The sequence below is a fragment of the Nocardioides aestuarii genome (assembly GCF_039527245.1).
Taxonomy (GTDB): Bacteria; Actinomycetota; Actinomycetes; order Propionibacteriales; family Nocardioidaceae; genus Nocardioides; species Nocardioides aestuarii.
In genome coordinates, this window is sequence record NZ_BAAAJT010000002.1 from 1,849,084 (window position 1) to 1,869,435 (window position 20,352).

General features: G+C 72.5%; 22 protein-coding genes. 10 read left to right on the plus strand and 12 right to left on the minus strand.

Annotated features, from left to right (window positions below):
* Window positions 1–6 precede the first annotated feature (6 nt).
* Both ABD091_RS09420 and ABD091_RS09425 read right to left on the minus strand, forming a co-directional pair.
* A complete protein-coding gene (locus tag ABD091_RS09420; RefSeq protein WP_343917718.1) occupies window positions 7–474 on the minus strand; it encodes an SRPBCC family protein in 468 nt (155 codons plus the stop codon).
* Window positions 475–504: 30 nt separating this feature from the next.
* Complete coding sequence (locus tag ABD091_RS09425) at window positions 505–1,068, minus strand: TetR/AcrR family transcriptional regulator (RefSeq protein WP_343917720.1); 564 nt, start codon at window positions 1,066–1,068, stop codon at window positions 505–507.
* A gap of 82 nt (window positions 1,069–1,150) precedes the next feature.
* On the opposite strand from ABD091_RS09425, the gene ABD091_RS09430 reads away from it, so the two are divergent.
* Entirely contained in the window at window positions 1,151–1,828 is a 678-nt protein-coding gene (locus ABD091_RS09430; RefSeq protein WP_343917722.1) for an NADPH-dependent F420 reductase, read from the plus strand.
* Between the two features lie 10 nt (window positions 1,829–1,838).
* Here ABD091_RS09430 and ABD091_RS09435 read toward each other — a convergent pair whose 3' ends face one another.
* Window positions 1,839–3,236: a CCA tRNA nucleotidyltransferase gene (locus tag ABD091_RS09435; RefSeq protein WP_343920922.1), complete on the minus strand. Its 1,398-nt coding sequence runs from the start codon at window positions 3,234–3,236 to the stop codon at window positions 1,839–1,841.
* 158 nt (window positions 3,237–3,394) lie between these two features.
* Between ABD091_RS09435 and ABD091_RS09440 the strand changes: the two genes are divergently transcribed.
* The 7 genes from ABD091_RS09440 (at window position 3,395) to trxA (ending at window position 12,139) form a co-directional block, all read left to right on the plus strand.
* A complete protein-coding gene (locus ABD091_RS09440) occupies window positions 3,395–5,563 on the plus strand; it encodes a DUF6049 family protein (RefSeq protein ID WP_343917724.1) in 2,169 nt (722 codons plus the stop codon).
* Complete coding sequence (murJ, locus tag ABD091_RS09445; RefSeq protein ID WP_343917726.1) at window positions 5,560–7,206, plus strand: murein biosynthesis integral membrane protein MurJ; 1,647 nt, start codon at window positions 5,560–5,562, stop codon at window positions 7,204–7,206. Before ABD091_RS09440 ends, murJ begins: the two co-directional genes overlap by 4 nt.
* A gap of 82 nt (window positions 7,207–7,288) precedes the next feature.
* The gene (locus ABD091_RS09450) at window positions 7,289–9,244 is read left to right on the plus strand and encodes a protein kinase family protein (RefSeq protein WP_343917728.1); all 1,956 of its coding nucleotides are present in this window, start codon (window positions 7,289–7,291) and stop codon (window positions 9,242–9,244) included.
* Window positions 9,241–9,909, plus strand: a complete 669-nt coding sequence (gene sigM, locus ABD091_RS09455) for an RNA polymerase sigma factor SigM (RefSeq protein WP_343917730.1) — start codon at window positions 9,241–9,243, stop codon at window positions 9,907–9,909. The genes ABD091_RS09450 and sigM overlap by 4 nt, the downstream gene beginning before the upstream one ends.
* A gap of 40 nt (window positions 9,910–9,949) precedes the next feature.
* A complete protein-coding gene (locus ABD091_RS09460; protein ID WP_343917732.1) occupies window positions 9,950–10,654 on the plus strand; it encodes a hypothetical protein in 705 nt (234 codons plus the stop codon).
* A gap of 56 nt (window positions 10,655–10,710) precedes the next feature.
* Window positions 10,711–11,715: a thioredoxin-disulfide reductase gene (gene trxB, locus ABD091_RS09465; RefSeq protein WP_343917734.1), complete on the plus strand. Its 1,005-nt coding sequence runs from the start codon at window positions 10,711–10,713 to the stop codon at window positions 11,713–11,715.
* Between the two features lie 100 nt (window positions 11,716–11,815).
* Window positions 11,816–12,139: a thioredoxin gene (gene trxA / locus ABD091_RS09470; RefSeq protein WP_343917736.1), complete on the plus strand. Its 324-nt coding sequence runs from the start codon at window positions 11,816–11,818 to the stop codon at window positions 12,137–12,139.
* A gap of 5 nt (window positions 12,140–12,144) precedes the next feature.
* Here trxA and ABD091_RS09475 read toward each other — a convergent pair whose 3' ends face one another.
* Window positions 12,145–12,777, minus strand: a complete 633-nt coding sequence (locus tag ABD091_RS09475) for a GNAT family N-acetyltransferase (RefSeq protein WP_343917738.1) — start codon at window positions 12,775–12,777, stop codon at window positions 12,145–12,147.
* Between the two features lie 56 nt (window positions 12,778–12,833).
* On the opposite strand from ABD091_RS09475, the gene ABD091_RS09480 reads away from it, so the two are divergent.
* Both ABD091_RS09480 and ABD091_RS09485 read left to right on the plus strand, forming a co-directional pair.
* Window positions 12,834–14,048 (plus strand): pyridoxal phosphate-dependent aminotransferase, encoded by a 1,215-nt coding sequence (locus ABD091_RS09480; RefSeq protein ID WP_343917740.1) that lies wholly within the window; start codon window positions 12,834–12,836, stop codon window positions 14,046–14,048.
* A gap of 24 nt (window positions 14,049–14,072) precedes the next feature.
* Window positions 14,073–14,828, plus strand: coding sequence for a lysophospholipid acyltransferase family protein (locus ABD091_RS09485; protein ID WP_343917742.1), 756 nt, complete (start codon window positions 14,073–14,075; stop codon window positions 14,826–14,828).
* A 60-nt stretch (window positions 14,829–14,888) separates the two neighbouring features.
* Here the strand turns inward: ABD091_RS09485 and ABD091_RS09490 are convergent, their stop codons facing one another.
* The 8 genes from ABD091_RS09490 to rpmH all read right to left on the minus strand — a co-directional run bounded on the left by ABD091_RS09490 (window position 14,889) and on the right by rpmH (window position 20,027).
* Window positions 14,889–15,884 (minus strand): ParB/RepB/Spo0J family partition protein, encoded by a 996-nt coding sequence (locus ABD091_RS09490; protein WP_343917744.1) that lies wholly within the window; start codon window positions 15,882–15,884, stop codon window positions 14,889–14,891.
* Window positions 15,881–16,855 (minus strand): ParA family protein, encoded by a 975-nt coding sequence (locus ABD091_RS09495; RefSeq protein WP_343917747.1) that lies wholly within the window; start codon window positions 16,853–16,855, stop codon window positions 15,881–15,883. Before ABD091_RS09495 ends, ABD091_RS09490 begins: the two co-directional genes overlap by 4 nt.
* A gap of 181 nt (window positions 16,856–17,036) precedes the next feature.
* Entirely contained in the window at window positions 17,037–17,645 is a 609-nt protein-coding gene (gene rsmG, locus ABD091_RS09500; protein ID WP_343917749.1) for a 16S rRNA (guanine(527)-N(7))-methyltransferase RsmG, read from the minus strand.
* A gap of 65 nt (window positions 17,646–17,710) precedes the next feature.
* A complete protein-coding gene (locus ABD091_RS09505; RefSeq protein WP_343917751.1) occupies window positions 17,711–18,253 on the minus strand; it encodes a Jag family protein in 543 nt (180 codons plus the stop codon).
* Between the two features lie 49 nt (window positions 18,254–18,302).
* Window positions 18,303–19,268, minus strand: coding sequence for a membrane protein insertase YidC (yidC, locus tag ABD091_RS09510; protein WP_343920923.1), 966 nt, complete (start codon window positions 19,266–19,268; stop codon window positions 18,303–18,305).
* Between the two features lie 15 nt (window positions 19,269–19,283).
* Window positions 19,284–19,523 (minus strand): membrane protein insertion efficiency factor YidD, encoded by a 240-nt coding sequence (yidD, locus tag ABD091_RS09515; protein WP_343917753.1) that lies wholly within the window; start codon window positions 19,521–19,523, stop codon window positions 19,284–19,286.
* Entirely contained in the window at window positions 19,520–19,879 is a 360-nt protein-coding gene (gene rnpA, locus ABD091_RS09520; RefSeq protein ID WP_343917755.1) for a ribonuclease P protein component, read from the minus strand. Before rnpA ends, yidD begins: the two co-directional genes overlap by 4 nt.
* Before the next feature lie 10 nt (window positions 19,880–19,889).
* Window positions 19,890–20,027 (minus strand): 50S ribosomal protein L34, encoded by a 138-nt coding sequence (rpmH, locus tag ABD091_RS09525; RefSeq protein WP_148845282.1) that lies wholly within the window; start codon window positions 20,025–20,027, stop codon window positions 19,890–19,892.
* Between the last annotated feature and the right edge of the window lie 325 nt (window positions 20,028–20,352).

Consider the following 20,352-nt stretch of genomic DNA (forward strand, 5'->3'; position numbering starts at 1 on the left):
GTTACCTCACTTCTCGGCCTCGGCCTTGATCCGCTCCAGGGTCTGGCGCATCCCGTCGCGCAGCTCGGCGGTGAAGGTGTCGACGCCCCCGAGGACCCGGTCCTGCAGGGTGGTCGAGATCGGCTTGATGCCGTCAGGGGCGCGGCGCTCCTGGACCACGCGGGTCCCGCCGTCCGCGGTCGGCTCGAGGACGAAGGCCCAGATCGTGCCGTTGTCCTTGACCCGGAACGCGAACTCGCGGTGCGGCTCGAAGGTCACCACCGTGCTGCGCGTCGGCCAGAACAGCGGGCCACGGCGGTTGAGGTTGAGGGCCCGGGTGCCGAGCTGGACCGGCGTCCCCCGCAGGAAGGTCCTCACCACCTGCGGGCTCCAGGCCGCCATCCGCGGCAGGTCGGTCACCAGCGACCAGACCCGCTCGGGCGGGGCGGCGACGTCGATGGTGTCGTGCAGGGTCTCCACGGTGTGGGCGGTCATGACCGGGGAAACTAGCGGCGGACCCCGGGGTCACGCAGTGGCCGCCGTCACCAGCAGTGAGGCCGTACGTCGCGCCTCGTCGGCGACGGCCGGATCCGCATCGAGCGCGCCTCGCGCCAGACCGCCGTCGAGCAGCAGCGTCAGGGACCGGGCGAGCCCGGTCGGGTCGGCCGCGCCGGCCTCGGCAGCCAGGCCTTCGACCCATTCGCGCACCCGCTGCTTGTGGGCGACGGTCCGGTCGTGGGCCGGCGTGCCGGGGGTCGACTCGGCGGCAGCATTGATGAAGCCGCAGCCGCGATAGCCGTCACGTCGGCAGGCGGTCCCGAGCGCGTCGAAGAGCCCCACCAGCTGGGCAGACGGTTCGGAGCCGGCGGCCTCGGCCGCAGCGTGGAGCTGGCCGGTCCACGCCTCGTCGACCCGGTCGAGGTAGGCGAGGACCAGGTCGTCCTTGGCGGGGAAGTGCTTGTAGAAGGTGGCCTTCGCGACCCCGGACTCCGCGATCAGCAGGTCGACGCCGACCGCGCGGATCCCGCGGGCGTAGAAGAGGCGGGTGGCGGTCTCGAGGATCCGGTCGCGGGCGGAGGCGGTCGGCACGGGTTGATGGTAGACAGATCTGTCTGCTATCGTCCAGTCCGCTGACCAGACAGGTCTGTCTACCTCTTTCCAGGAGCGTCCCATGAACGTCGCCGTCCTCGGCACCGGCGTGGTCGGCCGGGCACTCGCCGGCCGACTCGCCTCCCTCGGCCACACCGTCACCGTCGGCACCCGCGACCCCGAGGCCACGCTCGGCCGCACCGAACCGGACAGCATGGGCAACCCGCCCTTCTCCGCGTGGCACGCCGACCACCCCGACGTCACGCTCGCGACGTTCGCGGAGGCGGCCGCCGGCGCGGACCTCGTCGTGCTGGCCGGAAACGGCGCCGCCGCGGCCGACATGCTCGCCGCGGCCGGAGCCGACAATCTCGGCGGCACGGTCGTCCTCGACATCTCCAACCCGCTGGACTTCTCCGCCGGCTTCCCGCCCAGCCTCTTCGTCAAGGACACCGACTCCTTGGCCGAACAGCTGCAACGCGCGTTCCCCGAGGCTCGGATCGTGAAGTCCCTCAACACCCTGACCGCCTCGCTCATGGTCGATCCGGCCAGCCTGGGCCAGAGCTCGACGGTCTTCGTCTCGGGCGACGACGCCGAAGCGAAGTCCCTGGTGACCTCGGTGCTCGAGTCCTTCGGTCACGACGACGTGATCGACCTCGGCCCGCTCGAGACCGCCCGTGGCACCGAGATGCTGCTGCCGCTCTGGCTGCGTCTGACGGGAGCTCTCGGCACCCCGCACTTCAACCTCAAGGTCGTGCGCTGACCGGCTCGGGTCAGGTGCGGTCGGCCCACCAGGCGAGCAGCCGACGCGTGGCCTCCTCCTCGCCGAGGGGTCCCTCGTCGAGGCGCAGCTCCATGAGGAACCGGTAGGCCTCGCCGACCTCGCGGCCGGGCCCGAGGTCGAGCACCGCCATGATCTGGTTGCCGTCGAGGTCGGGCCGCAGCGCGGCGAGCTCCTCCTGCTCGGTCAACCGCTCGATCCGGGCCTCGAGGTCGTCGTAGGTCCGCCGCAGCCGCTCGGCCTTGCGCCGGTTGCGGGTCGTGCAGTCGGCGCGGGTGAGGATGTGGAGGCGCTCGAGCTGGTCGCCGGCGTCGCGGACGTAGCGGCGGACGGCGGAGTCGGTCCACTCACCGTCGCCGTAGCCGTGGAAGCGCAGGTGGAGCTCGACGAGCGTGCTGACGGCGTCGGTCTCGTCGGTGGAGAAGCGCAACGCCTTCATCCGCTTGCGGGTGATCTTCGCGCCGACCACGTCGTGGTGGTGGAAGGTGACGGTGCCGTCGTCCTGGAAGCGGCGGGTGCGCGGCTTCCCGACGTCGTGCATCAGCGAGGCGAAGCGGACCGTGAAGTCGGGCGCCGACTCCAGCCGCGACTCGAGGTCGATCGCCTGCTCCAGCACGATGAGGGTGTGCTCGTAGACGTCCTTGTGGCGGTGGTGCTCGTCCCGCTCGAGGGCGAGCGCCGGGAGCTCGGGCAGCACGTGGCCGGCGAGCCCGGTCTCCACCAGCAGCTCGAGGCCGCGACGGGGGTGGGGCGCGCACACCAGCTTGACCAGCTCGTCACGGACCCGCTCGGCCGAGATGATCTCGATCCGGCCGGCCATCGCGGTCATGGCGGAGACCACCTCGGGGGCGACCGCGAAGCCGAGCTGGGCGGCGAAGCGGGCTGCGCGCATCATCCGCAGCGGGTCGTCGGAGAACGACGACTCGGGGGTGCCCGGCGTGCGCAGCGTGCCGTGCGCGAGGTCGAGGATGCCGTGGAAGGGGTCCTCGAAGGAGCGGTCGGCGACCGAGACCGCCATCGCGTTGACGGTGAAGTCGCGGCGGCCGAGGTCGCCGGCGAGCGAGTCGCCGAAGTCGACGTCGGGCTTGCGGGAGGTCGGGTCGTAGGTCTCGGACCGGTAGGTCGTGATCTCCACGGTCCACTCGCCCTTGCGGCAGCCGATGGTGCCGAAGGCACGGCCCATGTCCCACACGGCGTCGGCCCAGCCGGCGAGCAGTCGCTCGGTCTCCTCGGGCCGGGCGGAGGTCGTCAGGTCCAGGTCGCTGACGTGGCGGCCGAGCAGCGCGTCACGCACGGGTCCGCCGACCAGGTGGAGGCTGTGACCCGCCGAGGCGAACCGCTCGCCGAGGGGCTCCAGCACGGGCGCGAGCCGGTCGAGCTCGGCCCCCATCGACCGCTGGGCCGCCGCGAGGTTCCAGCCGTCGGCGGCGGGGGTGGCGGCAGGCTCGGGCACGGCGGACAACTCTAGAGCAGGAGCTGCCCCAGGGCCGCCTCGCGGGCGTCCCGGGGAGGTCCGGCCGGCGGCAGGTCGCCGGATAGCATCGGCGCGTGCCCCGCCCGACCTCACTGCTGCCTGCCCTCGTGGCGGCAGCGACGGTCACCGGCCTCGTCGTCGGCGCGGCCCCGGCCACCGCGGCGCCGACCCCCTGGGTGGGCGGGCGCTCCGTCCCGGCCAGCGCCCCCACCGCCCCGGGCGACTCCCCGCTCCGCGTCACCATCGAGCAGCTCACCCCGGGCTACGTCCCGGAGAAGGGGCGGATCGAGCTCGCGGGCACCGTGACCAACACCACCGACGAGCAGTGGCGCGCGATCAACGTGCACGCCTTCGTCGACGACGCACCCCTGACGTCGGCCGCCGAGGTCGCGGGCACGCAGGACATCCCCGAGGACGCCCTGGTCGGCGACCGACTCCAGACGCCGGGCACCTTCGTCGGCATCGGCAACCTGGGCCCGGGCGAGACCGCGTCCTACTCCATCAGCCTGCGCCGCAGCGATCTCCCGATCTCCTCCCCCGGCGTCTACTGGTTCGGCGCGCACGCCCTCGGCAACACCGACGAGGGACGCGACGAGGTCGCCGACGGCCGGGCCCGCACCCTGCTCCCGCTGGTGCCCTCCGGAAGCGGCACCGAGGAGGGCGCGATCGTCGTTCCCGTCCGCCACTCGATCCGCCACGCTCCCGACGGCCGGCTCCGGTCCGCCCGCCGGTGGGCGCGTGACCTCTCGGTCGGCGGGCGGCTGCGCGAGCTGGTCGACCTCGGCGCCGCTGCCGGGAGCACCCCGGTGACCTGGCTGGTCGATCCCGCGGTCCCCGACGCCGTGGCCAGACTGGTCGCCGGCAACCCCTCCCGCACCCTCGCCGACCCCGGCGCCGTCCAGGGCGAACCGGGGGGCCGGGCCACCGGGGACGACGAGCAGCTCGACTCCGAGGTCGTCGAGCCGGGCGAGCCGACCGAGGAGTCGGAGGAGGCGCCCCCGCCGAACGTGGCGGCGGGCCCCGGGAGCATCTGGCTCGACCGGTTCGAGTCCGCGCTCCTCGGCGACGAGGTGCTGACGCTCCCCTACGGCGATCCCGACGTGGCTGCCGTGGAGGCCAGCGCCCCCCACTTCTACGACCAGGCCGTACGGCGCGGTGGGACCGAGCTGGAGCGCTGGCGGGTCCGGGGCACCCCGGCGGTGGCCCCGCCGTCCGGCTACCTCCCGGCCGACGCCCTCTCGGTGCTGGACGGTGAGGAGACCGTGCTGCTCGGCGACCAGGCCCTGGAGGAGGGCACGATCCGGGCCTCCGCCCAGGTCGACGGGGCGCGGGTGCTCTTCTCCTCGGCGCAGACGGCGGAAGGTGGACCCGGCCCGGGCGACCCGCTCGACGACATCGCGCTGCGGCAGCGCTTCCTCGCCGAGGCCGCGACCCGGCTGCTCTTCCACGGCAGGACCCCGGTGCTGCTCACCGTCCCGGAGTCGTTCGCCCCCGACTCCTCGGCCTCGTTCTGGGAGGGCCTCCAGGACGTCCCGTGGCTCGAGCTCACCGACACCGCCTCGCTGCCGAGCGGTGGACCGCTGGCCGCCGACGGCCTCGACTACCCCTCCTCCGAGGAGCTCCGGCAGCTCGACCCGGACAACTTCACCGTCGCCGAGCAGCTCGTCGAGCGCGGGGCGGTGCTCGACAGCATCCTCCCCGGGACCGAGACCGTCGCCGCCCAGACCGTCGACGAGGCGCTCACCTCGCTGTCCTACTCCGAGCAGGCCCAGGCCCTCGAGTCGAGGATCGCGACCGGACGCTCGGTCGAGTGGATCCAGCGGCGGCTGGACAAGGTCCGGGTCCGCGCACCCCGCGGCGTCACCCTCTCCAGCAACGCCGGCGAGTTCGCTCCCACGGTCACCAACCGCCTCGACCAGCCGGTCCGCGTCCAGCTGCGCACCAAGTCCCTCGGTGCCGTGGAGGTCGAGGACTCCGACGTCATCGAGCTCGCTCCCGGTGGTCGCCAGACCGTGCTGCTCGCGGCGCGGGCGACCGCCCAGGGGGTCCAGTACGTCCGGGTCCAGGTCACCGCCGAGGACGGCACCCCCCTCGGTGCCGCCCAGCGGGTCGCGATCCGCTCCGCCGAGGTCAGCCGGGTGATCTGGCTGATCCTCGGCACCGGCGTCGGGCTGCTCTTCCTCGCCATCGCGATCCGCCTGGTCCGCCGGGTGCGACGCGAGCGCGGCGGTGCCACCACGTGAGCGGCAACAAGATCCTCGCCTCCAGCGCGGTGATGGCGGCCGGCACGACCGTGTCCCGCCTCAGCGGCTTCGTGCGGTCGGCACTGCTGGTCGCCGCGCTCGGTGCCGGGCTGCACGCCGACATCTTCAACGTCGCGAACACCGTGCCGAACATGCTCTACATCCTGCTGGCGGGCGGCGTCTTCAACGCGGTGCTCGTCCCCCAGCTGGTCCGCTCGCAGAAGAACGACCCGGACGGCGGGGAGGCCTACACCAACCGTGTGGTCACCGCCGCCGCGGTGTTCCTCGGCACCGTGACGGTGCTGCTGGTCATCGGTGCGCCGTGGGTGATGCAGCTCTTCCTCAGCAACGACTTCGACGCCCCGGAGCTCGCCGAGCAGCGGCAGTCCGTCGTCGACTTCGCCCGCTACTGCCTGCCCCAGGTCTTCTTCTACGGCATGTTCGTGCTGCTCGGGCAGGTGCTCAACGCGCGGGGCCGGTTCGGTCCGATGATGTGGGCGCCGATCGCCAACAACGTGATCGCGGTGGCGGTCCTCACCGTCTACCTGCTGGTCTTCGGGCCGGTGGCGGAGTCCGGGTTGTCGGGCGCGTTCACCCCCGGCCAGGAGGCGTTGCTCGGCCTCGGCTCCACGCTCGGCATCGCGGCCCAGCTCCTCGTGCTGCTGCCGGTGCTGCGCTCGGCCGGGGTCCGGCTCCGGCCGCGCTTCGACCTCCGGGGCAGCGGCCTGGGCCACACCCTGCGGCTGGGGGTGTGGACGGTCCTGTTCGTCATCGTCAACCAGGTCGCCTACACGGTGGTCGTACGGCTGGCGAGCAGCGGTCCGGCCGGCGCACCCGGGGAGCCCGCGACCGGCTACACCGTCTACTCGATGGCCTTCCTGATCGTGATGGTCCCCCACTCGATCATCACGGTGTCCCTGGCGACGGCCATGCTGCCGACACTGTCCGGGCTGGCCGCCGACGACGACCGCAGCGGCCTGGCGACGACGCTGACCGGCACGCTGCGGAGCGCGCTCGCGATCATCGTCCCGTTCGCGCTGCTGCTGCCGGTCGTGGCGCGCGACGTCGCCCACGTCGCCCTCGGCTACGGCGCCGGCAGCGAGTCCTACCCCGTGTTCGTCCCGACGCTGTCGCTGTTCGGCATCGGGCTGGTGTTCTTCACCGTCCACTACATGGTGCTGCGGGGGTTCTACGCCCTTGAGCGCACCCGCACGGTGTTCCTGGTGCAGTGCGCCATCGCCGCGACCAACATCGCCGCGGCGGTCCTGCTCGTCCGCGAGGCGACCGTCGAGCAGACCTCGCCGGCGCTCGTGCTCGCCTACAGCGCGGCCTACGCCGTGGGGGCGATCGTGTCCGGCACGGTCCTCGGCCGCCACCTCGGCGGCCTCGGCGTACGCCGCCTGGCGGGCTTCGCCCTGCGGCTGCTCCTCGTCGCCGGCGCCAGCACCGCGCTCGCCTGGGGCGCGGCGCAGCTGCTCGCCGGGTTCGGCGAGGACCCGGCGCTGGTCGTGGCCCTGCTGCGGGCGATCACCGTGGCCGGTGTCGACGTGGTCGCCTTCCTGCTCCTGGCCCGGGCGGCGCGGCTGACCGAGGTCACCGAGGTCCTCGACACGGTGACCCGCCGCCTTCGGGCACGCGCGTGAGCCACGGCCCCTAGAGTTGGGAAGGTCGGGGCAGGAGCCAGCGTCGAGGAGGACAGTGCCGCAGTCAGCCAGGCCGGGAGACGTGCTCGCCGACCGCTACCTGCTGGTCGACCTGCTCACCGAGAGCGGGTCGGGCCGCTTCTGGCGCGCCCACGACCGGGTGCTCGAGCGGCACGTCGCGCTCCACTGCCTCGACGCCGCCGACCCGCTCGCCGAGCAGATGACCCAGGCGGCCCGCCTCTCCGCGACCGTGCACGACCGTCGGCTGCTGCGCGTCCTCGACGCCGACCGCGACGACCACACCAGCTATGTCGTCCACGAGTGGGGGTCGGGCACCAGCCTCGACAACCTCGTCCAGGCCGAGGGCCCGCTGGCCCCGCGCCGCGCGGCGTGGATCGTCTCCGAGGTCGCCGACGCCCTGGTGCCGGCCCACGAGCAGCGGGTCGCCCACGGCCGGTTGACGCCCGAGAACGTGCTCATCGACCAGACCGGTCAGATCCGGCTGATCGGCTTCTGCGTCGACGCCGCGCTGCTCGGCCTGCCGCCGGGTCGCGTCTCCGACGACGTCACCGACGCCGTCGCGCTGCTCTACTTCCTGCTGACCGGGCGCTGGGCCGGGGTCGCCTCCTCGGAGATGCCGGCCGCCATGCGCGAGCACGGCAAGCACGGCCGCTGGCTGCGGCCGCGCCAGGTGCGGGCCGGCATCCCGCGGGTCCTCGACAGCATCTGCGACCAGGTCCTCAACCCGTTCGACGCCAGCGCCCCCGGCGACGGTGGCTACAACGTCCACACCGCCCGCGGCCTGGTCGAGACGCTCCAGGAGTACGTCGGCGACCCGACCGACCTGGTGCAGCCCGTACCGCTGGGCGGCGTGCTGGGCGCGGGCGCGCTCGCCGTGCCCCAGCGTCGGGCCCCTGGTGACCACCAGGCCTCCGCGGCGACGACCGACCCCGAGCCGACGGCGACGATGCCGGTGGCGCCGGTCATCCCGCCCTCGCCGTCCCCGGCGGCCGAGGCCGAGCCGCCTCCGACGGTGTCCTCACCCGACGAGGCCCCGACCGACGAGCAGTCGCCGGTCAACGTCCCACCCCCGCCGGTCGAGAGCCCGGTCGAGACGCCCGCCGGCTCGCCGGTCGACGTCCCGACCCAGGCCGGGATGCCGATCTTCGACGACGAGGCCGACGACGTGTCGTGGCTGGAGAAGCGGAGTGAGCCGCCCCCGCCCCCGCCCGCCTTCGAGGAGCCGCCCGAGCGGCCGCTGTTCGCACCCGAGCCCGAGGACGGCGGCCCCGCCCGCCGTCCGAAGCCGGGGGCCCCAGCGCCGGCGACCGGTGACTACTGGCCGTGGGAGAGCACGGGTCCGGGCACCGGCAGCGGTGTCATCCCGGTCACCGAGGACCCCGACGACGAGGACGAGGAGGTGCCGGGGCGGTCGTGGTTCCGGCTGGGCGGCCTCGCGCTGCTCTCCCTGCTCCTCGTGCTGGCGATCGTCGTGGCCTACAACCTGGGTCGCGGCCGGACGCCGCTCGGCGCGGAGCCCGAGGACGAGCAGCCCTCGCGCTCCCCGTCGCGCAGCGCCGCCCCCGAGCCGGAGCCGATCACCGGCCTCACCGCGCGCGACTTCGACCCCCAGAGCGACGACGGGGTGGAGAACCCCGACTCCGCGCCACTCGCGGTCGACGGCGACCCCGCGACGGCCTGGCGCACCAGCACCTACTTCGACCAGCTCGGGCCACCGCCGGGCCTCAAGACCGGCGTCGGGCTGGTGATCGACCTCGGTGAGACCCGTGAGTTCACCCAGGTCGACCTCACGACGATCGGTTCGCCGACGGACGTCAGCTATTTCGTCAGCGACACCGACCCGACCGCCGTCGCCGGGCTGCAGCGCATCGGCCGCGGCACGACCGAGGACGACACGCTCTCGACGACTCTCGACGAGCCGGCGTCCGGGCAGTACCTCGTGGTCTGGCTGACCGCGCTGCCCCCCGTCGGCGGCGACTTCCGCGGCGAGATCGCCGAGGTCGTGGTCAGCGGATGACCGACGAGCGCAGCGACGCCGACCTGCTGGCGGCCCACGTCGCCGGCGATGCCGCTGCGTTCGGAGTCCTCTTCTCCCGCCACCGCGACCGGCTCTGGGCCGTCGCACTGCGGACCATGGGCAACCCCGACGACGCGGCCGACGGGTTGCAGGACGGGGTCGTCGCCGCCTACCGGCGCGCGGGCTCGTTCCGGGGCGAGGCCGCGGTCACGACCTGGCTCCACCGGGTCGTCGTCAACGCCTGCCTCGACCGGCTGCGCGCCGCCAAGGTACGCCGTGCGGAAGCGCTCCCCGACGACCTCGACGAGCGGGGCGACCGCGGCTCGCTGGCCACGAGCGGCCCGGTCGACCCGGCCGACGAGGCCCTGGCCGCGGAGCGGAGGCGGCTGGTCCTGGGCGCGCTCGCCCAGCTGCCGCCGGAGCAGCGGGCGGCCCTGGTGCTGGTCGACATGGAGGGCTACCCGGTCTCCGAGGCGGCCCTGATGCTCGACTGCGCCGAGGGCACCGTGAAGTCCCGCTGCTCGCGGGGCCGCACGCGGCTCGCGGCGCTGCTCCACCTGCTCGCGCCGGAGGGTGAGGCGGACCACGCCGATCCGGGGAACCCGCCGGCGGCGCCACCCGTCCCATCACCAGGACCTCGCGGCCCGCCCGCCGAGCAGTCCTGACCAGCCCCGACCGAGACCCGCGCGAGGAGGTGCGCACCCGATGACCGACGAGCAGTCGCCCGACGACCAGGAGCAGGTACGCCGCCTGCTCGCCGAGGCGCGCCACGACGGGCCGATGCCCGACGACGTCGCCGCCCGGCTCGACCGCGTCATCGCCGACCTCGCCGACGAGCCGCGGCGGTCCGCGACCGTCGTACGCCTGGCCGACCGGCGGCGCCGGGCCGCCCGGATGCTGGTGGCCGCGGCCGCCGTCGTCGCGGTCGGCGTCGGGGGCGCCCAGTTCGTGCGCGGGCTGGGCTCCTCGTCGCAGTCCGAGAGCGCCACCGCGGGCAGCGCGGCCGACGCGCCGACGGCCGAGGACGCCGCGCCCCAGGACTCCGTCGGCGGCGCCCAGTCGGAGGTGGGCGGCGAGCCGACCCGCCCCTACGAGCTCCGCTCGCAGAAGTTCTCCCGCGACGCGGCCGCCCTGCAGGCGATCTCGGGCGACGTCGACGCACCGGACGAGAGTTCCGACAGCGGCAAGGGCGCTGCGTCGTCCTACGCCGACGGCTCGCTGCGCCGGGCCACCAAGCAGGCGGTCTGCACACCGGGCGACTGGGGTCGCGGCGGCTTCTTCGCCGTCGTCTACGACGGCACCCCCGGCTGGATGGTGCTGCGGCCACCCGCCGGCGACACCCAGGTCGCCGACCTCTTCCTCTGCGGCAGCGAGCAGGCCGTGCGCTCGGTCACGCTGCCCGTGCGGTGAGGGAACAACGCTCACCTAGGATCGGTTCTGGTCACGACACCTACCGAGGAGCAGCAGTGAGCGACACCCGCGACGTCATCGTCATCGGATCCGGCCCGTCGGGCTACACGGCGGCGCTCTACACCGCGCGCGCCGACCTCAAGCCCCTGGTGTTCGAGGGCTCCGTCACCGCCGGCGGCGCGCTGATGAACACCACCGAGGTCGAGAACTTCCCCGGCTTCCGCGACGGCATCATGGGCCCGGCGCTCATGGACGAGATGCGCGCCCAGGCCGAGCGCTTCGGCGCCGAGCTCGTGGCCGACGACGTGGTCGAGGTCGACCTGACCGGCGAGGTCAAGGTCGTGAAGACCGCCACCGACACCTACACCGCCCGCAGCGTCATCCTCGCCACGGGCTCGGGCTACCGCAAGCTCGGCCTCCCCCGCGAGGAGGAGCTCTCGGGCCGCGGCGTCTCCTGGTGCGCGACCTGCGACGGCTTCTTCTTCCGCGAGCAGGCCATCGCGGTCGTGGGCGGCGGCGACTCGGCCATCGAGGAGGCCACCTTCCTCACCCGGTTCGGCTCGAAGGTCTACCTCATCCACCGCCGTGACGAGCTCCGCGCGTCCAAGATCATGCAGGAGCGCGCCTTCAACGACCCCAAGCTGGAGATCGTCTGGAACGCCGAGATCGCCGAGATCAACGGCGACGAGCGACTCGAGTCGGTCACGCTGCGCGACACCGTCACCGGCGACACCCGCCCGCTCGAGGTCACCGGCCTGTTCATCGCGATCGGCCACGACCCGCGCTCGGAGCTGCTGGCCGGGCAGGTCGACCTCGACGAGAACGGCTACGTCCTCGCGGAGCACCCGTCGACGCGCACCAACCTGCCGGGCGTCTTCGCCGCGGGCGACCTGGTCGACCACAACTACCGCCAGGCCATCACCGCCGCCGGCACCGGCTGCGCCGCGGCGCTCGACGCCGAGCGCTACGTCGCCGCCCTCGACCACGAGGCCTCGAGCGCGGGCGACGCGAAGGAGACCGCCGAGACGGTCGCCGAGCTGGTGCAGACCTCCGGAGCCTGACCTGGTCGTCCGGCCCGGCGCGGAACAACCGCCGGGCCGCTGGTGTTGACTGGTCAGACTCCCAAGACTTCCACCGAGAGAGACAAGAGAGGTGCCCGCTGTGGGGAACATTTCCGCCGTCACCGACGCCGACTTCGAGGCCGAGGTGCTCAAGGCCGACAAGCCCGTCCTGGTCGACTTCTGGGCCGAGTGGTGCGGACCGTGCCGTCAGGTCGCCCCGATCCTCGAGGAGATCGCGGCCGAGCACGGTGACAAGGTGACCATCGTCAAGATGAACGTCGACGAGAACCCCGTCACCCCGTCGTCCTACCGCGTCACCGGCATCCCGACGCTCAACCTCTACCAGGGGGGCGAGGTCGTGAAGTCGATCGTCGGCGCCCGGCCCAAGGCCGCACTGCTCAACGAGCTGTCCGGCGTCATCTGAGCCGATCACTCAGACCGCGGCGTGCCCTCCGGGGCGCGCCGCGGTGCTGTTTGTGGGCGTACGGCGCCCACGAGCTTCTCCAGCGCGGCCTCGACCTCGCTGCGCCACGAGATCGCCGTGCGCAGGTCCATCCGCATCCGGGGCGTGACGGGGTGGGCGCGGTGGGTCCGGAAGCCCACGCGGGACAGGAACTCCGCCGGCACCGTGCAGCGTGCCGCGCCCCGCCCGGTGTGGCCGAAGGCCTCCAGCGCCCGCACGTCCCGGTCGACGAGGTCGCGCGCGACCGCGCGGACCAGCATCCGGCCCACGCCACCACCACGCTCGACGGGCGCGACCCACGCGGTCGTCAGCAGCACGGCGTCGGAGGAGACCGGGGCCGTGGGGAAGCCCGCCGCGCCCGGCACGAGCCCGGCGGGGGCGTAGATCGCGTAGCCGACGGCCTCACCGTCGACCAGCGCCACCCGCCCGCACGACCCCCACTCGCGCAGCACCTCCGAGACCCACGCCTGCTTCTCCAACGCCGGTTCGTCGACCCGCTGGCGGCGTACGGCGTCGCACTCCCAGAAGACGCACTCCTGGCAGGACCCCGGCAGGGCGTCGAGGTGGTCGAGGGTCAGCCGGACCGCCGTACGGCTCATGGACCCCAGTATGGACCTCCCGCAGCACCCGCGAGGTCGGCTGCGAAGATGCGGGAGTGCGCCCGATCCGACAGAGCAGGAAGCTGCACCACGTCCGCTACGACGTCCGGGGACCGATCCTCGTCGAGGCCCAGAAGCTCGAGGCCGAGGGCCACCGGATCCTGAAGCTCAACATCGGCAACCCCGCGCCCTTCGGGTTCGAGGCGCCGGAGGCGATCGTCGCCGACATGGTGCACCACCTGCCCGACGCGCAGGGCTACAGCGACAGCCAGGGCATCTACCCGGCGCGGACGGCCGTGGCGCAGTACTACCAGCAGCGTGGCCTGCGCGACGTGGACGTCAACGACGTCTTCATCGGCAACGGCGTCTCCGAGCTGATCTCGATGGTGCTCCAGGCCTTCATCGACGACGGCAACGAGGTCCTGGTCCCGGCACCCGACTACCCGCTCTGGACCGGCGCGGTGACGTTGTCGGGCGGCACCCCCGTCCACTACCTCTGCGACGAGGACGACGGCTGGAACCCCGACCTCGCCGACATCGAGTCGAAGATCACCGACAACACGCACGCCATCGTCATCATCAACCCCAACAACCCCACGGGTGCGGTCTACGACAGGCTGGTCGTCGAGGGACTGGTCGACATCGCCCGGCGCCACCAGCTGGTCGTCTTCGCCGACGAGATCTACGAGAAGATCCTGTTCGACGACGCCGTCCACCACCACGCGGCCGCCGCGGCGGGCTCCGACGTGCTCTGCCTGACGTTCTCCGGCCTCTCCAAGGCCTACCGCGTGTGCGGCTACCGCGCCGGCTGGGTGATGATCTCCGGCCCGAAGGAGCTGGCCAGCGACTTCCTCGAGGGGCTGACCCTCATCGCGAACATGCGGATGTGCGCCAACGTCCCCGCCCAGCACGCGATCCAGACCGCGTTGGGGGGCTACCAGTCGATCGAGGAGCTGATCGTCCCCGGAGGTCGGTTCTACGAGCAGAGCATGCTCGCCGACCGGCTCCTCAACGACATCCCGGGCGTGAGCTCCGTACGGCCCCGCGGGGCCCTCTACTGCTTCCCGCGCCTCGATCCGGCGGTCTACGACATCGACGACGACCAGCAGCTGGTCATCGACCTGCTCCGGGCCAAGAAGATCCTGGTCACCCACGGCACCGGCTTCAACTGGCCGCACCCCGACCACTTCCGGATGGTCACGCTGCCCGACACCGCGATGCTGGAGGAGGCGATCGGGAGGATCGCCGACTTCCTCGCGACCCGTCGCTGAGCCGGCTACCCCTAGTCTGAGCCCGTGCGCGACCTCACCTACCCCCCGATCATCGCAGCGGCCAAGCTCTCCTTCCGGCTGCTCGGCCAGCGCATCACCATGACCGGCACCGAGCACGTCCCCCGCGAGGGTGGGGCGCTGATCGCGGTCAACCACATCGGCTACGTCGACTTCGTCTACGGCGGCCTGGCGGTCAACCCCGCGGGACGCCGGGTGCGCTTCATGGCCAAGCGTGAGCTCTTCGACCACAAGGTCACCGGGCCGCTCATGCGCTCGCTGCACCACATCGAGGTCGACCGCGGAGCCGGCGTCGCGTCCTACCGCACGGCCGTCGACTACCTGCGGGCCGGCGAGGTCGTCGGGATCTTCCCCGAGGCCACGATCTCACGGGCGATGGAGCTCAAGGACTTCAAGACCGGTGCGGTGCGCATCGCCGCCGAGGCCGGGGTCCCGCTGCTGCCCGTGATCCTGTGGGGCACCCAGCGGATGATGACGAAGGACCATGACAAGGACTTCACCACCCGGGGACTGCCGATCCACATCCGGGTCGGGGAGGCGCTCCGCCCGACCGGCGCGGACCCCGAGGCGGAGACCGCCGAGCTCCACGCCACCATGGCGGCGCTCCTCGACGAGACGATCCGCGGCTATCCCGAGTCCCCCGAGGGCCAGTGGTGGGCCCCTGCGTCCCACGGTGGCACCGCCCCCACCCTGGAGGAGGCGGTGCGCCTCGACGCCGAGGAGCGTGCCGCCCGGATCGCGAAGCGCCGCCAGGCGAAGTGAGGCTTCCCCGGTCGACGGGGAAACCGACACATCGCTTTGTCGACAAAGCGACAGGTCGACTCAGATCGGGCGGTCGTTGCGGTTGCGGGGGTCCATGACGTCGACGATCCGCTGCAGGTCGTGCAGCGAGGCGAACTCGACGGTGATCTTGCCCTTGGCCTTGCCGAGGTCGACCTTGACCCGGGTCTCGAACCGGTCGGAGAGACGGTCGGCGATGTCGGTCAGCCCCGGGGCGACCGGCTTGCGTCGGCGCGGCGCGGCCGGCGTGGCACCACCGAGGTCACCGACGGCGACGATCTCCTCGAGCCCCCGGACGCTGATCCCCTCGCTGACCACGCGAGCGGCGAGCCGGTCCTGGAGGCCGGCGTCCTCGACCGCAAGCAGGGCCCGCGCGTGCCCGGCCGAGAGCACCCCGGCGGCGACCCGCCGCTGGACGGCCGGCGAGAGCTTGAGGAGCCGGAGCGTGTTGCTGATCTGGGGCCGGGAACGGCCGATCCGCTGGGCGAGCTCCTCGTGGGTGCAGCCGAAGTCCTCCAGCAGCTGGCCGTAGGCGGCTGCCTCCTCGAGCGGGTTCAGCTGCGAGCGGTGGAGGTTCTCCAGCAGCGCGTCGCGCAGCATGTCGTCGTCGCCGGTCTCGCGCACGATCGCGGGGATCGCCACGAGGCCGGCCTCCTGGGAGGCACGCCAGCGACGCTCGCCCATGATGAGCTCGTAGCGGTCCTCGCCGAGCGGCCGCACCACGATCGGCTGGAGCAGACCCACCTCACGGATCGAGGTCACCAGCTCCGCCATCGCCTCCTCCTCGAAGACCTGACGGGGCTGGACGGCGTTGGGCTGGATCGAGGTCGGCGGCAGCTCGGTGAAGTAGGAGCCACCGACGAGCTCGGGGGTCGCGGGCGCCGCGGGCGTCCCGGACGACGGCGCGATGTTTCCCGTGAAACCAGCCGGATCCTCGCCGGACGCCTGCTCCGCCGCCGCGTCCTCGCGGGGAGCGGTCGGGATCAGCGAGCCGAGGCCGCGGCCGAGGCCACGTCGCTGCGGGGTGGGGGTGTTCATCGGACGGGCGCTCCCTTGGTGGCGATCTCACGGGCGGCTTCGAGGTAGCACAACGCTCCGGGCGAACCCGGGTCGTAGGTCATGACGGTCTGGCCGTACGACGGCGCCTCCGAGACCCGGACCGACCGCGGGATCGTCGTGCGCAGCACCTGCTCGCCGAAGTGCTCGCGCACCTCCTCGGCCACGCCGCTGGCCAGACGGGTCCGCGCGTCGTACATCGTCACCAGGATCGTGCTCACGGTGAGCGTCTGGTTGAGGTGCGCCTTCACCATCTCGACCGTCTCGAGCAGCTGGCCGAGGCCCTCGAGGGCGTAGTACTCCGCCTGGATCGGGATCATCATCTCCTCACCCGCCACCAGGGCGTTCAGGGTCAGCAGGCCGAGTGAGGGCGGGCAGTCGACGAGCACGTAGTCGAACCGCTCGTCGCCGACCTCGTCAGCGGTCCCCACCCACGGGTGGCCGGCGATCGCCTTGCGCAGCCGGCTCTCCCGCGCCACCACGCTGACGAGCTCGATCTCCGCGCCGGCGAGGTCGATCGTCGCGGGCACCACCCAGAGGCCGGGGATGTCGGGACACTCGGTGGTCACCTCCGACAGCGGCTCGCCGTCGACGACGGCGTCGTAGGTCGACGGCACCCCCCGGCGGTGCTCCACACCGAGTGCCGTCGACGCGTTGCCCTGGGGATCGAGGTCGATCACGAGCACGCGCTGACCGAGCTGCGCGAGCGCCGCCGCGATGTTCACGGTCGAGGTCGTCTTGCCGACCCCGCCCTTCTGGTTGGCCACGACGACGACGCGGGTGGCCTCGGGGCGCTTGAGCGACGGACGCATCCGGGCTCCGTAGCGGGCGAGCACCGAGTGCTCGGCGGCCCGGGCCAGCGGCGTGGTGTTGTCCTCGTACGGAGGCTCGGCGGCTGCCATCTGCTCGGCCGTCCGGACCCCGAAGGTGGTCGGTGTTTCACGTGAAACCACGGTGTCCCCTGACACGTCGTCGGTGGTCGCAGGTGCGGGCGTCATGTCCGCAGCCTGTGGATGAACTGGTGCATCCTGTGGAGAGATGCGCTCACCGGGCCAGCCCAGGCCGGTGGAAAACTCGTCACGGCGTCGTGGCCCGTCGTCGCGCGCGGGCCACCCGAGGGGCTGGGTCACCGGGTCAACCTCTCACACCGTGCCGACGGCGAACCACCCGGACCAGGGTCGTCGGCGGCTCGAGGGCGGCGCCCACCGTCAGCACCTCAGGCTCCGTGCACTGCAGTCGCCGCCAGGCCTTCGTGGCCGCCGCGATCTCCTCGGCAGCGCGGCCGCCCTTCATCGCCAGCACGGCGCCGTCGGGCGCGGTGAGCGGGACGCACCAGCCCAGGAGCTTGTCCAACGCGGCCACAGCCCGCGACGTGACCACGTCGAACGTCCGCTGTCCGTGCAGCTCCTCGGCGCGGGCGCGCACCACCTCGACGTTGGTCAGCCCGAGGTCGTCGACGACCTCCTGCAGGAAGGTCGTGCGTCGCAACAGCGGCTCGATCAGCGTCACCGTCAGGTCCGGACGGGCGATCGCGAGGACCAGCCCGGGCAGGCCGGCACCGCTGCCCACGTCGGCGACGGAGACGTCCTCGGACACCGCCTCCGACACGACCGCACAGCCGAGCAGGTGCCGGTCCCACAGCCGGGGCACCTCTCGTGGCCCGATGACGCCGCGCACCACCCCCTCGCCGGCGAGCCACGCGGCGTACTGCTCGGCGAGCCTCAGGCGCCCGGAACCGAACACCCCCCGCGCCGCAGAGGGCGCAGGGGGTGCCTCCGGCCGGTCGCCGGTTTCACGTGAAACAGGCGTCACGCGGGCAGCACCACGACGTAGCGACGCGGCTCGACGCCCTCGGACTCCGAGGTGAGACCTGCCTCGGCGACGGCGTCGTGGACGACCTTGCGCTCGAACGGCGTCATCGCGTCCAGCGCCACCGACTCGCCGGTCTCCTTCACGCGGGCGACGGTCTGCGAGGCCAGCTCGACGAGCTGCTCCCGCTTCTGCGCCCGGAAGCCCGACACGTCGAGCATCAGCCGCGACCGCTCACCGGTCTCGCGGTAGACCGCCAGCCGGGTCAGCTCCTGGAGCGCGTCGAGCACCTCGCCGTCACGTCCGACGAGCTGCTGCAGGTCGCCCCCCACGATGGAGACCGACGCCCGGTCGCCGTCGACGTCCATGTCGAGGTCACCGTCGAGGTCGGCGATGTCGAGGAGCTCCTCGAGGTAGTCGGCGGCGATGTCGCCCTCCTCCTCGAGACGCTCACGCCGCGACAGCCGCGACGTCTCCGCGGACTCGTCCGCGTCGGGCGCGGGGGTCTCGATCTCTTCGGTCTGCTCGATCTGCTCGCTCATGTGGATTCCTCTGTGTCGTGGTGGTGCAGGTTCACGGGCGGGCGCTCACTCAGGAGGAGCCGCTGCCACCGGGCTTCTTCTTGTTGCCTTGCTTGCTCCGCTGCTCACGCGACTGCTTCTTCGGCTGCTGCCGCTGGGCGGATCGCCGGTCGCTCTCGGGCACCTCGGGCGCCGCGGCCTCGCCGGGCTCGGTGTGGGTCGGCGGGAGCTCGCCGTGCTTGGCGGCCTTCGCCTTGTCCCGCTCCGCCTTGGCGGCGAACGCCGGCGTCCCGGGGGCCGGGTTGTTCCGGATCACGTAGAACTGCTGACCCATCGTCCAGAGGTTGGAGGTGGTCCAGTAGAAGAGCACGCCGATCGGGAAGGCGATGCCACCGACCGCGAACACGACGGGCAGCACGTAGAGCAGCAGCTTCTGCTGCTGGGCGTAGGGGCCGGACAGCGCATCGGCCGGCATGTTCTTGCTCATCAGCTGACGCTGGGTCAAGAAGGTGGTGGCGGTCATGGCCAGCACCAGGAAGATCGCCATCGCGATGACGGAGGCCTGTCCGCCGGAGTCCACGAGCGAGCTCGACAGCGGGACGCCCCACAGCCGCGCCTCGCCGAACTGGGTCGCGTCGGCCTGGGTCAGCACGCCCTTCGGGACCTCCTGGGCGGCGCTGCGCAGCACTCCGAAGAGGGCGAAGAAGATCGGCATCTGCAACAGGATCGGCAGGCACGAGGCGAACGGGTTGGTGCCCGAGTCCTTGTAGAGCGCCATTGTCTCCTGGGCGAGGCGCTCGCGGTCGTGACCGTACTTCTTCTGCAGCTCCTTGACCTTCGGCTGGATCAGCTGCATGTTCCGGCTGGACTTGATCTGCTTGACGAACAGCGGGATCAGCGCGGCCCGGATGACCAGCGTCAGACCGATGATCGACAGCGCCCACGACGCACCACCGGCGGCGTCGAGACCGACCGCCGTCCACAGGCTGTGCCACCCCTTCAGGAGGAAGGAGATCGCGTAGTACAGCGGGTTCATGATGAAGTCGAACACTCAGGCTCCTCGGCTGGGTCGAGCTGGTCGAGCGGGAACGGGGTCGTAGCCGCCGGCTGCCCAGGGGTGGCAACGGACGAGACGGCGGACGGCGAGCCAGGACCCACGGATGCTCCCGTGGACGGTCACGGCTTCGAGCGCGTACGCCGAGCAGGAGGGGTGGTAGCGGCACACCTGGCCGTAGAGCGGGCTGATCAGGGTGCGGTAGGCCTTCAGCAGGCCGATCAAGACGTACTTCACGACATCACCCGACCAAGGCAACGGGTGAGGTCGGCGCCGAGTTCCGCCGACGACGCGTCGGCAGCGGGCGGGAGCGCACGGACCACGAGCACGCCAGAGCCCGGGAGCGCTGTGAGCTGCTCCCGGGCCAGGTGTCGGAGGCGACGTTGCACACGGTTGCGGGTGACGGCGTTGCCCACCGCCTTGCTGACGACCAGCCCCACCCGCGGGCCCTCCGGACCTGCCGTGGAGACAGGAGTCGTCGGGTCCTCGGTCGAGAGGTGCACCACGAGGGTGCGCGAGCCGGCGCGGCGACCGGAACGGATCGCGTGACGGAAGTCCCGCGCCTGCGTGAGCCGGTTCGCCGCGGGCAGCACGGCGGTCGGCTCAGACGGCCAGGCTCTTGCGGCCCTTGCGGCGGCGCGAGGACAGGATGGAACGGCCGGCGCGGGTACGCATGCGCAGGCGGAAGCCGTGCGTCTTGTGACGACGACGGTTGTTCGGCTGGTACGTACGCTTGCTCACGTCAAGATCTCTTTCGGTGTGGAACGGTCGCCCACTCGAGGGACGGATCGGGCCTGCCGGCTTCGGCTGGCACCGCCCGGCCACGGACGTGGGTCCTGGGTCCGTGGACATGCGGCACCGGTCGACTGGCTCGTGTGACCCCCCGCCGGGGCGTGGGAACGACACGCAGTGACCGGCCAACGGTACGCGGGCGCCGCGAGCAGGGTCAAACCCTCGGCGGGCCCGGTCCGGCCAGCCTGTGGAGAACTCCTTGCCGGGGCCCCCGGCGCCTTGTTACGTTCACGGCCTCCGAGGTTCCCGACCGGGGGTGCCGGGACGGCTCACA

Coding starts and splice junctions, on each gene's coding strand:
- ABD091_RS09420 (WP_343917718.1), bottom strand. CDS start 474: ATGACCGCCCACACCGTGGAGACCCTGCACGACACCATCGACGTCGCC.
- ABD091_RS09430 (WP_343917722.1), top strand. CDS start 1,151: ATGAACGTCGCCGTCCTCGGCACCGGCGTGGTCGGCCGGGCACTCGCC.
- ABD091_RS09435 (WP_343920922.1), bottom strand. CDS start 3,236: ATGGGGGCCGAGCTCGACCGGCTCGCGCCCGTGCTGGAGCCCCTCGGC.
- sigM (WP_343917730.1), top strand. CDS start 9,241: ATGACCGACGAGCGCAGCGACGCCGACCTGCTGGCGGCCCACGTCGCC.
- ABD091_RS09460 (WP_343917732.1), top strand. CDS start 9,950: ATGACCGACGAGCAGTCGCCCGACGACCAGGAGCAGGTACGCCGCCTG.
- ABD091_RS09475 (WP_343917738.1), bottom strand. CDS start 12,777: ATGAGCCGTACGGCGGTCCGGCTGACCCTCGACCACCTCGACGCCCTG.
- ABD091_RS09490 (WP_343917744.1), bottom strand. CDS start 15,884: ATGAACACCCCCACCCCGCAGCGACGTGGCCTCGGCCGCGGCCTCGGC.
- ABD091_RS09505 (WP_343917751.1), bottom strand. CDS start 18,253: ATGAGCGAGCAGATCGAGCAGACCGAAGAGATCGAGACCCCCGCGCCC.
- yidC (WP_343920923.1), bottom strand. CDS start 19,268: ATGAACCCGCTGTACTACGCGATCTCCTTCCTCCTGAAGGGGTGGCAC.